The sequence below is a fragment of the Pseudoalteromonas denitrificans DSM 6059 genome (genome assembly GCF_900112265.1).
GTDB classification, from domain to species: domain Bacteria; phylum Pseudomonadota; class Gammaproteobacteria; order Enterobacterales; family Alteromonadaceae; genus Pseudoalteromonas; species Pseudoalteromonas denitrificans.
Window position 1 is genome coordinate 12,441 of sequence record NZ_FOLO01000035.1, and the last position, 12,047, is coordinate 24,487.

General features: G+C 36.2%; 10 protein-coding genes. 9 read left to right on the forward strand and 1 reads right to left on the reverse strand.

The window, feature by feature from the left end; all coding sequences use genetic code 11:
* The first annotated feature begins 4 nt into the window (after positions 1 to 4).
* From BM088_RS17850 to BM088_RS17875, 6 genes are all read left to right on the forward strand, one after another.
* On the forward strand, positions 5 to 1,054 hold the full coding sequence (locus BM088_RS17850) for a 3-oxoacyl-ACP synthase III (protein ID WP_091987655.1): 1,050 nt from the start codon (positions 5 to 7) through the stop codon (positions 1,052 to 1,054).
* Entirely contained in the window at positions 1,054 to 1,926 is an 873-nt protein-coding gene (locus BM088_RS17855) for an alpha/beta fold hydrolase (RefSeq protein WP_425439323.1), read from the forward strand. Before BM088_RS17850 ends, BM088_RS17855 begins: the two co-directional genes overlap by 1 nt.
* 19 nt (positions 1,927 to 1,945) lie before the next feature.
* Positions 1,946 to 3,628 carry an olefin beta-lactone synthetase gene (gene oleC, locus BM088_RS17860; protein ID WP_091987663.1) on the forward strand — a complete coding sequence of 561 codons (1,683 nt, stop codon included), beginning with the start codon at positions 1,946 to 1,948 and terminating at the stop codon, positions 3,626 to 3,628.
* Between the two features lie 20 nt (positions 3,629 to 3,648).
* A complete protein-coding gene (gene oleD / locus BM088_RS17865) occupies positions 3,649 to 4,704 on the forward strand; it encodes a 2-alkyl-3-oxoalkanoate reductase (protein ID WP_091987666.1) in 1,056 nt (351 codons plus the stop codon).
* A gap of 21 nt (positions 4,705 to 4,725) precedes the next feature.
* Entirely contained in the window at positions 4,726 to 5,139 is a 414-nt protein-coding gene (locus BM088_RS17870; RefSeq protein WP_091987669.1) for a thioesterase family protein, read from the forward strand.
* A gap of 129 nt (positions 5,140 to 5,268) precedes the next feature.
* Positions 5,269 to 7,263: a methyl-accepting chemotaxis protein gene (locus BM088_RS17875; RefSeq protein WP_091987672.1), complete on the forward strand. Its 1,995-nt coding sequence runs from the start codon at positions 5,269 to 5,271 to the stop codon at positions 7,261 to 7,263.
* A gap of 94 nt (positions 7,264 to 7,357) precedes the next feature.
* Here BM088_RS17875 and BM088_RS17880 read toward each other — a convergent pair whose 3' ends face one another.
* Positions 7,358 to 8,146 carry an ABC transporter permease gene (locus BM088_RS17880; RefSeq protein ID WP_091987676.1) on the reverse strand — a complete coding sequence of 263 codons (789 nt, stop codon included), beginning with the start codon at positions 8,144 to 8,146 and terminating at the stop codon, positions 7,358 to 7,360.
* 366 nt (positions 8,147 to 8,512) lie between these two features.
* Between BM088_RS17880 and edd the strand changes: the two genes are divergently transcribed.
* The 3 genes from edd to gap are packed head-to-tail and all read left to right on the forward strand — an operon-like array spanning position 8,513 to position 12,030.
* Positions 8,513 to 10,381 (forward strand): phosphogluconate dehydratase, encoded by a 1,869-nt coding sequence (edd, locus tag BM088_RS17885; protein ID WP_091987679.1) that lies wholly within the window; start codon positions 8,513 to 8,515, stop codon positions 10,379 to 10,381.
* 5 nt (positions 10,382 to 10,386) lie between these two features.
* On the forward strand, positions 10,387 to 11,004 hold the full coding sequence (gene eda / locus BM088_RS17890) for a bifunctional 4-hydroxy-2-oxoglutarate aldolase/2-dehydro-3-deoxy-phosphogluconate aldolase (RefSeq protein WP_091987683.1): 618 nt from the start codon (positions 10,387 to 10,389) through the stop codon (positions 11,002 to 11,004).
* Between the two features lie 18 nt (positions 11,005 to 11,022).
* Positions 11,023 to 12,030, forward strand: coding sequence for a type I glyceraldehyde-3-phosphate dehydrogenase (gene gap, locus BM088_RS17895; RefSeq protein ID WP_091987686.1), 1,008 nt, complete (start codon positions 11,023 to 11,025; stop codon positions 12,028 to 12,030).
* Positions 12,031 to 12,047: the final 17 nt, after the last annotated feature.

The following is a 12,047-nucleotide window of genomic DNA, read 5'->3' on the forward strand; positions in this document are numbered from 1 at the left end:
TTTCATGAAATATACCCGCGTTTTTATTAATAGTTTAGCTTATGAGTTAGCACCCCATGTTATATCAAGTTCTGTACTTGAATCTCGACTAGCACCTGTATATCAAAAGTTTCGTATTCCAATGGGGCAACTTGCCGCGTTAACTGGAATAGAAGAACGTCGCTGGTGGCCTAAAGGACATCAGTTATCTGATGGTGCTATTATTGCAGCCGAAAAATCAATCACAGAGACTGGCATATCAGTTGATGATTTAGGTGCTGTTGTATATACCGGTGTATGCCGTGATCAGCATGAACCAGCAACAGCATGTCGTATTGCAGGTAAATTAGGTGTATCCAAAGATACGGCTATTTATGATATTAGCAATGCCTGTTTAGGTGTTTTGTCTGGTATTTTAGATATTGCAAACCGGATTGAATTAGGTCAAATAAAAGCTGGTCTTGTTGTATCGTGTGAATCGGCCCGTCATATCGTTGATGTCACTATTGATGATATGTTAGCAGATCCTACTATGCAAAATTATGCTAGGTCTTTAGCAACTTTAACGGGCGGTTCTGGGGCTGTTGCTGTGCTTATAACGGATGGTTCGTTTAATTTAAAAACCGATCGTAATCATCAATTGTTAGGTGCTAGTCACTTATCAGCACCAGAGCACAATAATTTATGCCAATGGGGATTAAAAGAAGTTGGTCCTCAACTATATCGTGAATTCATGCGTACAGATGCGGTTACCTTATTAAAAGAAGGTGTTTCTTTAGCGAAAGATACCTGGACACACTTTTTGCAACAAAGAGACTGGATGATAGAGCAAGTAGATAAAGTTATTTGTCATCAAGTGGGTGCGTCAAATCAAAAACAAGTATTAACAGCTTTAAATATCCCACCAGAAAAAGAATTTCCGACTTATAAATTACTGGGTAATATGGGCACTGTCTCTTTACCTGTGACAGCTGCGATGGCACATGATGATGGCTTTTTACAAAAAGGTGATAATGTTAGCTTTTTAGGCATAGGCAGTGGTTTAAACTGCATGATGTTAGGACTGAAATGGTAATGGAATCACTTTCTCCTTTTAAAACACAGTATTTAGATTTAAATGGCCAAAAATATCATTATGTTAATGAAGGTCAGGGTGAACCTGTTGTTATGGTTCATGGTAATCCTAGTTGGTCATTTTACTATCGTAATTTGGTCTCTTCTCTAAGTGCGACACATCAATGTATCGTGCCTGATCATATTGGTTGTGGTTTATCTGATAAACCCGGTGATGAAGAATACGACTATACGTTAAAACAGCGTATAGATGACCTTGAAACTTTACTTGAACATTTGAATGTAAAAGAAAATATTACTCTGGTTGTACACGACTGGGGTGGCATGATAGGTATGGGTTATGCTGCACGCTATCCTGAGCGCATTAAACGTTTAGTGATTTTAAATACGGGTGCATTTCATTTACCAAAAGCCAAGCCTTTTCCATGGGCTTTGTGGATTTGTCGCAATACTTTCGTGGGTACATTTTTAGTACGCGGTTTTAATGCGTTTTCATCAATCGCTTCCTATGTGGGTGTAAAGCGTGAACCTATGACAAAAGAAATTCGTCAAGCATATGTTGCACCATTTAACTCTTGGAAAAACCGTATTTCTACGCTGAGGTTTGTACAAGATATTCCCCTTAAACCGCATGATAGAAATTATCAACTGGTATCAGATATCACAGCAAGCTTAAGTAAGTTTAAAGACTTACCAAGTATGATTTGCTGGGGATCGAAAGATTTTGTTTTTGACAAACATTTTTTAGCTCAGTGGAAAACAGAGTTACCAAAAGCGAAAGTACATGAATTTAATGATTGTGGTCATTATATTTTGGAAGATGCTAGCACTGAAGTTGTGCCACTTGTCACAGACTTTATCAATAATAATTAATACCTAATGAGATAAACTCATGGATAATGGTACAAATACAAGTTTTTGTCGGCACTTAAAAAGTGCCGCACTTAAAAATCCCTCAGACTTAGCCGTAGCAGTGCAAAAAAGCCAATTTGGTAAGCTTTACTATGATGAAATTAATTTTAAAACCTTAAATGAAAAAAGTGATGCTGTTGCTTATGCCTTAAATGCCTACGGTATTAAAAAAGGGATGAAGGCCGTTTTAATGGTCACCCCAAGCATAGATTTTTTTGCATTAACTTTTGCTTTATTTAAGGCTGGCATAATTCCAATTTTGGTTGATCCAGGTATGGGAATTAAAAATCTTAAGCAATGTTTTATTGAATCAAAACCTGATGCATTTATTGGCATACCTAAGGCACATATTGCTAGGAAGTTATTTTCTTGGGGTGATAAGAGTGTAAAACATGTTTTGACTGTAGGCGGTAATAAGTTTTTTACTCGAATGACAGGTCAAATGACGTTAGCGAGGTTGCTTGAAAAGCATACAGTGCCAAAGCCTTACCCGATAGAAATGCTTGCTGATGACGATATGGCTGCTATTTTATTTACCAGTGGCAGTACGGGTGTACCAAAGGGCGTAGTTTATAGCCATAAAATGTTTGAAGCACAAATTTTTGCACTCAAAAATGACTATAAAATTGAATCTGGAGAGCGGGATTTAGCAACATTTCCACTATTTTCTTTATTTGGCCCAGCACTAGGCATGGCATCAATAGTGCCTGATATGGATGCCAGTAAACCTATTACAGCTAATCCTAAATATATATTTGCTGCGATAGAAAAATATCAATGTAGTAATTTGTTTGCTAACCCTGCTTTAATCGAAATACTTGGCCAAGCAGGTAAAGAACAAACACATAAATTACCAAGTTTAAAGCGGGTTATCTCTGCTGGGGCACCAGCGACGTTATCTTCTATTACCACTTTTAGTCATATGCTCAACGATAATGTTGAAGTACTTAATTCTTATGGTGCAACTGAGTCACTTCCATTGACTAAAATTGGTAGTAAAACATTATTGGCAACACAAAATATAACAGATAGTGGTGGTGGCATATGTGTTGGTAAGCCTGTGTTAGATGTTGAAGTGGCAATCATAAAAATTACAGAAGAAAATATTTGTGATTGGCAAGAAGTAATAGAAAACGATTTGCTCATGCCTGCAAATAAAATAGGTGAAATAGTTGTAAAAGGCCCTATGGTGAGTCAGGCTTATTATGAACGTATTAGTGCTACAAATGCTGCTAAAATACAAGATAAAGCACATGTTCGCCACCGAATGGGGGATTTAGGGTATTTAGATCAACTTGGACAGTTATGGATGTGTGGCCGTAAAGCCCATAGAGTTGAAACCTTAGAACAGACTTTTTTTTCTATTCCCTGTGAGCGTATTTTTAATACTCATGCTTTAGTCAAACGCACGGCTTTAGTGGCTATTACGCATAAAAATAGTACCAAACCTTTATTATGCATAGAATTGAATAAAGGTGTAAAAATATCTGAATTTGAATTATTTTCGCAACTTACAGATATTGGTAAAAACTTTGCGCAAACAAAAGGTATTTCTGATTTTCTGATCCATCCAAGTTTTCCTGTTGATATACGCCATAACGCAAAAATCTTTCGAGAAAAACTTGCTATATGGGCTCAAAAAAAATTTAACCCCGGTGATTAACGATTTAAAAGAATCTAATAATGTCAATCGAAAATACAATTAAGCAAAATGAGGCATTTCAATTTGCACTCAAAAATTTAAGCCAAAAAGTGACACATGTTTTTGTCACGGGAGCGGGTGGTTTTTTGGGGCAAGCGATATGTAAATCATTGCTCAATGCAAATATAAAAGTTACGGGATTTGCACGTTCAGCCTACCCATCACTTGATGCGTTAGGTGTTACCATGATTCAAGGTGACATTGCGAATAAGGAAGAAATTAAACTTGCCATGCAGGGCTGTGACTTAGTCTTTCATGTTGCATCTAAAGCTGGGGTTTGGGGCGCTAAAGCTGATTACTTTGAGCCAAATGTCGCGGGTGCTAAAAACATACTTGATGTATGTCGTGATTTGAATATTAAACATTTAGTTTATACCAGTACACCCAGTGTGACATTTTCTGGCGTTGATGAAAATGGCATTGATGAATCACAACCTTATGCAAAACAGTATTTAAACTATTATGGTGAATCTAAAGCAATTGCTGAAGATATGGTACTTAAAAGTAATAATGAAAATTTGAAAACGATTGCAATCAGGCCGCATTTAATTTGGGGACCAAATGATCCACATTTAGTGCCTCGGGTATTGTCTCGCGCTAAAGCGGGAAAGCTAAAGTTGATTGGTAAAGAAGATAAACTCGTTGATACAATTTATATTGATAATGCAGCTTATGCGCATATTTTAGCGGCGGATGCATTAATGCAACCCAAACCTATTTGTGGGGGAAAAGCATACTTTGTTAGTAATGATCAGCCCATTACTATGGCCCAAATGCTAAATAAAATTCTCACATGTGCTAACTTACCCCCAGTTAATAAAAGAGTACCAAGCTTAGCGGCTTATATCTTTGGTAGTATTTTAGAAAGGGTTTATCTCATGTTAGGTCGAAAACAAGAGCCGATATTAACCAAATTTGTTGCCAGGCAACTATCCACCAGCCATTATTTTAATATTGATGCTGCCAAAAGAGATTTAGGTTATCAGCCTTTAGTTTCGATTTCGCAGGGCATGACAATATTAAAAAAATCTTTGTAATATTTAAGAGAAAGAACATCAATGAGTAAAATTTATCATCATCCAGTGCAAATTTATTACGAAGATACAGATCATTCCGGTGTTGTATACCATCCTAATTTTTTAAAATATTTTGAACGCGCGCGTGAGCATGTGATTGATAGCGATAAGCTTGCAAAACTTTGGAATGAAAAAGGTTTGGGGTTTGCAGTATATAAAGCCAATATGATATTCCAAGATGGGGTCGAGTTTGCTGAAATTTGTGATATTCGAACCAGCTATGAACTTGAAGGTAAATATAAAACCCTATGGCGACAAGAAGTTTGGCGACCAGGGGCGAAAAAACCAGCGGTAATTGGTGAGATAGAAATGGTATGCCTTGATACTGAAAAGCGTTTACAACCAATTCCAGAAGAAATCTTTAAACGATTAACAAACGTGTCAACTTTGACTTGATCTAAATCAATAAACTCTCAAAAAGTTTCCTTTAAAAGCGATTGTTTTATTAAAAACTTTATTATTGGTATTTTATGCCTAGTGTTATTTATAAAGGTTTTTTAGCGTGTGTTATTTAAAGGAAATTAAATGCAATACCTTCGTAACTTACATTTTAAAGCTAAAATTATAATATTAATTGTACCTGCAATTTTAGGGTTATTATTACTTGGAATTTTGCGTATTTCTTTAGATATAAAAGATAATACAAGTGCAAACCAAATCAATAAGTTAACTTTATTAAGTACCTTTAATAATACTTTAGTGCATGAAATGCAAAAAGAGCGTGGCGCTACGGCTGGTTTTTTGGGCTCTAAAGGTGAAGAGTTTGGCGATGTTTTACGCGCCCAACGTCAATTAACAGATTCAGCACAATTGAAACGCAGTTTGTTTTTAGAAAAAAACAAAGGTAGCTTTCAAGATAAAGAGATTGTTGCACAGCTCAATGTTATTAAACGTGATTTAATGCAATTATCGCATATGAGGTCCCAAGTTGATGATCTTTTAATTAAAACAGCAACAGCAATAAAATTTTATACAGATATACATAATAAAATTTTAAATATTACACCTCAGATTGCAAAAATGGCGACAAACTCACATATAGCAAATCAGTTAGTCGCCTATTTTAACTTCCTCGAAGCAAAAGAAAATGCAGGAATTGAGCGTGCTGTCATGAGCTCTGTTTTTGGCAATAACAAATTTTCTAATCAAAGTTTAAATCAATTTTTGACTGTAAAAGCCAAACAGGATACATATTTCGATCAGTTTTCTTTGTTGGTAGATAAAAGTATTATGGCTAGTTTTGAGAAAATGTTAAGTCACTCTTCTGTTAGATATGTAAATGATAAAAGAACATTAGCGATAACTAAAGCAGAAACTGGAGGTTTTTCAGTAGATAATCAACAATGGTTTGAACAATCAACAATAAGAATTAATCAGCTTAAAACAATCGAAAATAATATTGCACAATATCTACTTAAGTTGACTGAAAATATGTCGAATAATGCATTTAATTCATTAGTTAAGACGATATTAGCAACAGCCATCCTTCTTTTTATTATTATCATGTTAGCGATTTTAATTGGTAAAATGATCACAATTCAAGTGATGTCTATTTCCCAAACAATCAATGAGGTTGAAAAAAATAATGACCTTACATTACAAATTGATATTTCAAGCTTAGATGAGCTAGGTGATGCAGCTCAAAATATAAATAAGATGTTGGTAACCTTTAAAACGGCTGTAGGTGATATTGAACAAAGTAGCACTTTACTAGCTGCAAGTTCAGAAGAAACCTCTACAACCACTGAGCAAAACATGCAGAACTTACAAAGACAACAAGATGAGACTCAGTTAGTTGCTACAGCAATTGAGCAAATGTCTAATTCAGTTCAGGAAGTGGCGAGTAATACAGCAAAAACAGCAGAACTTGTAATAGAAGTAGATAACTCAGTTGATGGTAGTGTTGTTGAGATCACCCATACCCGAAATGAAATGGACAAATTATCAGATGAAATGACTTTAGCAAATGAATTGATTTTAGCGCTGCAAAATAGCAGTACAAATATTAATTCAGTGGTTGAAGTCATTAAAAGTGTTGCTGAACAAACGAATTTACTTGCCTTGAATGCTGCAATTGAAGCCGCCAGAGCAGGCGAACAAGGTCGAGGTTTTGCTGTTGTTGCCGATGAGGTAAGAACCTTGGCACAACGTACACAAGAATCAACCTCTGAAATAGAGAGCATAGTAAGTCAGTTTCAGCAAGATGCAATGAGTGTATCAAACTGCATTGGGAAATGTTCTAGTGAGGTTGAATTAGCCGTTAATCAAATCTCTCAACTTGCAAATAATTTAAATAATATTAAAGAAGCTGCTACATCAATTACAGATATGAGTACACAAATAGCATCAGCAACTGAAGAGCAGGTTGCTGTTGCAAGTGAAATGGCGTCTAACATAAATACCATCAGTGAGCTATCAACAGAAAATGCCTCTAGCGGTAATCAAATTGCAGCCGCAGGGCGAGAACAAACAGGTTTGGCAAATGAACTTGCTGAATTATCAAATCGTTTTAAATGTTAAGGTCAGTATGTCTTCATTTATTCAGAACAACTAAAGTTTATCTTAGTACGCAATGAATTAGTGCTTTGCTAGCACCGAATGTGTACTTCAAAAGTCAATTGCTCTTAGTTACTTTAATTAAACCGGTATGAGACAGTACAGTTCTAAGGGTTAAATAAAGGCTTGTCGCAACTGATACATTAAGCATAACAAAAATAGCGACTATAATGATTAACTGATATTTTATTGCTGTCATTGGATTGATCCCACCTAAAATTTGACCTGTCATCATACCTGGAAGAGTGACAATTCCTGTTGTTGTCATAGATGCTAAAATGGGCGCTAATGCTTTTTTAAAAGCTGCTTGCATAAAAGGAAATGCAGCCTGTAAAGGCCGTGCTCCAAGTGATAAAGCTGTTTCATACTCAGATTTTTTGTCATCAAAAGCTGAAAACAATCCCTGAAGGGCCACAATATTACCACTTAGACTATTGCCTAATAACATGCCACTTATAGGTATAAGATATTGTGCACTATAAAAGGGCGCAGGTTGTAATAATAAGAATAATAAAATAAATAAAATAGGCAATAAAGATAAAGACAACCCTGTAAGTACAGGTAAATAAAGGTGTTTTTTTGTGAGTTTTGTGCTACTTAAAATGGCACTGGCACCTATTAATAGCATAACCAATAACCATATTGTGTTTATAAACACATTATTGAGTGTAAATAAATACTCTAAATACAGACCAACTAAGAGCAACTGAGCAGTCATTCTGGCAATTGAAATAGCAAACTCTTGTGCTAAACCTAAATTGAGAAATCGATTTATCATAAAAGGGACTGATAAGATCAACATAAAAAAAGCAAGCTGCCACCAGGAAATATCTACGGATTGTTGCATTAAACTCTCAAATTTATAACTGAACTGAATATTATTTTAATAAAAGTGACATTAAAACAATTCATGATTTAGCACGTATTCTATCGTTTTAATGTGGCAAAAATAAACTTTTTTGACTAAATTTAAAACATAAGGTTGACACCGGTGTCATAAACATGAGTTAATAATGACACCGGTGTCAGATTGTGATTGTGAGAGACATAATTTATACCGAACCTTTGAACGGGTATTTACTGTGCTCAGTATTGTGCTTAAACGTGGAGTCGAATAAGTTGATACTGAGCCTTTTCTCTAAGATTTTCTCACTATTTTTCTCGATACTTTAATAACAAAGAGAAGAGAACCGTATTTTAAAAGAGTGAATTTATGCTGCATCCTCGTATTCAAGAAGTAACCCAACGCGTGATCAACGCGAGTAAAAAAAGTCGAACAGCATATCTTGAACGCATTGCACATGCAAAATCACAAACTCGTGTAAGAGCTGGACTTGGTTGTGGTAATTTAGCGCATGTTATGGCTGCCTGTGATCCAAGCGAAAAAGATTTATTAAAAAGCGATATTCAACCAAATCTTGCCATTATAAATTCATACAATGACATGCTTTCAGCGCATGTACCTTATAAAGATTATCCAGATTTAATTAAAAACGTTGCTAAAAAATATGATGCGACGGTGCAAGTTGCCGGTGGTGTACCTGCTATGTGTGATGGTGTAACACAAGGGCGAGATGGTATGGAGCTTTCGTTGTTTTCACGTGATGTGATTGCAATGTCTACAGCAATCTCTTTGTCTCATGACGTATTTGATGGCGTATTTTGCTTAGGTGTATGTGACAAAATTGTACCTGGGCTTTTAATTGGTGCCTTATCATTTGGTCACTTACCTGTGATATTTATGCCGGCAGGTCCAATGGCCTCTGGCTTGGCAAATAAAGAAAAAGCACGTATTAGACAACAATTTGCCCAAGGTAAAATTGGTAGAGAAGCTTTATTAGAAGCTGAAAGTGCTTCTTATCATAGTGCGGGTACTTGTACTTTTTATGGAACAGCCAATAGTAATCAAATGCTTATGGAAATTATGGGCCTTCATTTACCTGGTAGCTCTTTTATTAATCCATATACAGAACTTAGAGATGGATTAACGGCCAGTGCAACAGAGTTAATGCTTAAACAGCTAATAGAAACAAAAGATGCCAATTGTTTAGCGGATGTTGTAAGCGAAAAAACAATTATTAATGGCTTAGTTGGTTTACTTGCAACAGGTGGTTCAACAAATCATGCAATTCATCTTGTAGCGATTGCTAAAGCGGCTGGTATTGAATTGACTTGGAAGGATATGGCTGATTTATCAGAGGTTGTGCCATTATTAACACGTATTTACCCAAATGGTCATGCTGATGTAAATCATTTTCAGGCTGCAGGTGGTATGGGTTTTTTAATTAAAGAATTATTAAGTGCAGGTATGTTGCATGAAGATGTCAAAACAATTGTGGGTAATTCTTTAAATGATTATGCACAAGAGCCCAGAATTGATGCTGATGTTAATGTGATCATGACAGACTCAAATGCACCGGTAAAAGTTAAATGGGTAGAGTGTGCCGAAAGTTCATTAGATGAAGATGTTTTAAGACCTTACAAAGACGCGTTTAGCCCACAAGGTGGTTTACAATTATTAAAAGGTAACTTAGGTGACTCTGTCATTAAAGTATCAGCCGTTGCTGCAGAACATCAAGTTGTTACTGCACCCGCAAAAGTATTTAACTCTCAAATTGGTTTACAGCAGGCCTTTTCTAATGGTGAGCTTGAAACAGATTTTATTGCGGTAATAAAAGAGCAGGGCCCTAAAGCTAAGGGCATGCCCGAACTTCATAAACTGACACCTATTATGGCATCACAACAAGATAAAGGCTTCAAAGTGGCTATTGTAACGGATGGTCGAATGTCTGGTGCATCAGGTAAAGTACCAGCTGCTATTCATTTAGCACCAGAAGCGATTGAAGGTGGCATGATAGCTAAAATCCGAGAAGGTGATTTAATCTCTTTAAATGCGCCTAAAGGTGAACTAATAGTCCATGTATCAGATGAAATATTAGAAAAAAGAGAAATCGAAATATCAGAACAAACACTCACATTTGGTACGGGGCGTGAATTATTTGAAGGGTTACGCCAAACTGTAAGTAGTGCAGATATGGGGGCTAGCGCTTTTGGTGCTATTTACCCTCAACAAGGAGAATAATAAAAATGAGTATTGAAAAAATATTAACAGCAGCACCTGTCGTTCCTGTTGTTGTTATTGAAAATTTAGAAGATGCAGTACCACTTGCCCAGGCACTATTTAATGGTGGTCTTAAAACATTAGAAATTACATTAAGAACAGCCATTGCAGCAGAAGCGGTAAAACTCATGAAGCAAGCTGTCCCTGACGCATATGTAGGTACTGGTACAGTTATCAATAAAGAAACATTTAATGCTTCAATAGAAGCGGGCGCTGACTTTATGGTCAGTCCAGGTGTTAATGACGAATTATTATCTCTGGCTAAAGAAACGGATATTCCATTTTTAGCCGGTGCTGCAACACCCAGCGAAGTGATGAAATTGGCATCTAATGGCTTTAAATATCTTAAGTTTTTTCCTGCTGTTGCAGCAGGAGGTGTACCTATGCTTAAGTCAATTGCAGGGCCATTACCGCATATTAAGTTTTGTCCAACTGGTGGCATTAACTTAACAAGTGCGCCAGATTTTTTAGCGCTTGAAAACGTAGTCTGTGTTGGTGGTACTTGGATGTTAGATAAACAATTAATTAAAGATAAAAACTGGGCGGCTATTGAAGAACTGGCGCGTCAAGCAAGTCAATTATAGAAATTGAGGGAATGAGAAATGATTAAAATAGCAATTAATGGTTATGGTAGAATTGGTCGTAATGTATTACGTGCATTGTATGAGTCAGAACGCAATGAAGAAATTAAAATAGTTGCAATCAATGATTTAGCACCGGCAAATGTGAATGCACATTTAACACAATTTGATTCAGTTCACGGTCGTTTTAATCAAAAAGTAGCACTTGACGGTCAAACGCTTGTTGTAGGTGATGATAAAATTACTTTAACGCAAGAGCGTGATCCTGCAAGTCTCCCTTGGAAAGCACTAGAAGTTGATATTGTACTTGAGTGTACAGGTTTATTCACAAGTCGTGATGCAGCTGCAAAACATATAGAAGCAGGTGCAAAACGCGTTATTATTTCCGCGCCTGGTTCAGACTTAGATGCAACTGTTGTTCATGGTGTGAATAGTGAAGTATTAACTTCTGATAGCATCATTATTTCGAATGCATCTTGTACAACGAATTGTTTAGCGCCAGTTGCTAAAGCAATAAATGATGAAATTGGTATTGAACAAGGTAGTATGACTACGATTCATGCTTATACAAATGATCAAAGTTTATCAGATGTTTATCATCCTGATTTATATCGTGCTCGTAGTGCGACACAATCTATGATCCCAACAAAAACAGGTGCTGCGAAAGCGGTTGGTTTAGTATTACCTGAACTTGCAGGGAAATTAGATGGTATGGCTGTACGTGTCCCTACTATTAATGTATCTGTTGTTGATTTAACTTTGATTGTATCTCGTGAAACGAGTATTGAAGAAGTAAATGCAATACTCAAATCAGCTTCAGAAGGTGCAATGGCTGGGGTGCTTGAATACAACGAATTACCGTTAGTATCAATTGATTTTAATCATAACCCTGCATCTTCAATCTTTGACGCAACACAAACAAAAGTTGACGGGACACTAGTTAAAGTTATGGCTTGGTATGATAACGAATGGGGTTTTTCTAACCGCATGTTAGATCAAGTTGCAACTTTGGCAAAACTCATAAATTAGTAAACCTATCTTTAAAA

Bases quoted from the DNA above. Each gene is read 5' to 3' on its own strand.
- BM088_RS17855 (WP_425439323.1), top strand. From the start codon at position 1,054: ATGGAATCACTTTCTCCTTTTAAAACACAGTATTTAGATTTAAATGGC.
- oleC (WP_091987663.1), top strand. From the start codon at position 1,946: ATGGATAATGGTACAAATACAAGTTTTTGTCGGCACTTAAAAAGTGCC.
- edd (WP_091987679.1), top strand. From the start codon at position 8,513: ATGCTGCATCCTCGTATTCAAGAAGTAACCCAACGCGTGATCAACGCG.
- eda (WP_091987683.1), top strand. From the start codon at position 10,387: ATGAGTATTGAAAAAATATTAACAGCAGCACCTGTCGTTCCTGTTGTT.
- gap (WP_091987686.1), top strand. From the start codon at position 11,023: ATGATTAAAATAGCAATTAATGGTTATGGTAGAATTGGTCGTAATGTA.
- oleD (WP_091987666.1), top strand. From the start codon at position 3,649: ATGTCAATCGAAAATACAATTAAGCAAAATGAGGCATTTCAATTTGCA.
- BM088_RS17880 (WP_091987676.1), bottom strand. From the start codon at position 8,146: ATGCAACAATCCGTAGATATTTCCTGGTGGCAGCTTGCTTTTTTTATG.
- BM088_RS17850 (WP_091987655.1), top strand. From the start codon at position 5: ATGAAATATACCCGCGTTTTTATTAATAGTTTAGCTTATGAGTTAGCA.
- BM088_RS17870 (WP_091987669.1), top strand. From the start codon at position 4,726: ATGAGTAAAATTTATCATCATCCAGTGCAAATTTATTACGAAGATACA.
- BM088_RS17875 (WP_091987672.1), top strand. From the start codon at position 5,269: ATGCAATACCTTCGTAACTTACATTTTAAAGCTAAAATTATAATATTA.